The sequence below is a fragment of the Paracoccus broussonetiae genome (genome assembly GCF_031854425.1).
Taxonomy (GTDB): domain Bacteria; phylum Pseudomonadota; class Alphaproteobacteria; order Rhodobacterales; family Rhodobacteraceae; genus Paracoccus; species Paracoccus broussonetiae.
In genome coordinates this window covers 1-534 of record NZ_JAVRQI010000064.1, presented here as the reverse complement: position 1 = coordinate 534, position 534 = coordinate 1, and the positions used below count along the sequence as shown (strand labels likewise).

The 534-nt window shown below is 38.4% G+C and carries 1 protein-coding gene; it reads left to right on the top strand.

Annotation, left to right across the window (positions count from 1 at the left end; translation table 11 throughout):
- A partial coding sequence (locus tag RM190_RS23370) for a hypothetical protein (RefSeq protein WP_311761882.1) occupies positions 1–483 on the top strand: 483 nt, incomplete at its 5' end.
- Between the last annotated feature and the right edge of the window lie 51 nt (positions 484–534).

Here is a 534-nt window from a genome sequence, read left to right as displayed (position 1 = left end):
CAAGATCCTCAAGCTTATGTAGAAAATAAACGTTTCTTAGAACGTTATCAAGCTCGTAAGCAAGAACTTATTGCTGCTCAGCAACGTCTACAGGCTGAGAAAGAAGCTAAAGAACAAGAATTATATAAAGAACAATGTGTTGAATGTGTTAATGTTCTTAAGAAAGCGATTCCTAATTGGGATGAACCTCTGTATCAATCACTAATGCAATATGCGATTGACTTAGGTGCCAGTGAAGAAGAAGTTCTTAAAGAGAATCGTCCTTCAATCTTTATTGCTCTGCACAAAGCTTATCAGTTCGACAAAGGTCGCGATAAGGTAATGGCAAAAATTAATCGTCCGGGTGCTCCGAAAAAAGTCGTACGTCCGGGAGTTAAGAACCCTGTTTCTGATGCAGAAGCTGGGAAACGTGCTAAAGCTGCTCAAGCTTATGCCAAAGGAAAAATGAGTCAAGAAGATGCTTTCCGCTTCCTCGAAGACTAATTTAATATATAAAATGATATAGGAGTCATACTCAAATGGCAATTTTCCAAT